A 264-nucleotide genomic window follows, 5' to 3' on the forward strand; every position below is an offset into this window, starting at 1 on the left:
TTACCGTAGTCGAACAGCTCCTGTTCGGTGAGCGACGGCGACGACAGCGACAGCCGCAGGATAGGCACGGTGGATGCGTTGTAGCGCAGTATGTTCGGCGGCGTGATGCCGGGCGGCAGCGAGCGCAGTTGCGTTTGCGACAGTGCCGTGACTTGTGCGAGCGCTTCGTTGATGTTCGCGTGCGGCTGAAAGAAGATCTTGACGACGGCGATACCGTTGAGCGAAGTCGATTCGACATGCTCGATATCGTTCACCGCGACGGAC

1 protein-coding gene is annotated in these 264 nt (G+C 60.2%); it reads right to left on the reverse strand.

The features are described 5' to 3' along the window. Window positions 1-264, reverse strand: a 264-nt coding sequence (locus SB753_RS38155) for an efflux RND transporter permease subunit (RefSeq protein ID WP_410805303.1), incomplete at both ends; no start/stop codon positions are given.

This window comes from Paraburkholderia sp. SIMBA_053, from assembly GCF_046534895.1.
Classification (GTDB): Bacteria; Pseudomonadota; Gammaproteobacteria; order Burkholderiales; family Burkholderiaceae; genus Paraburkholderia; species Paraburkholderia caledonica.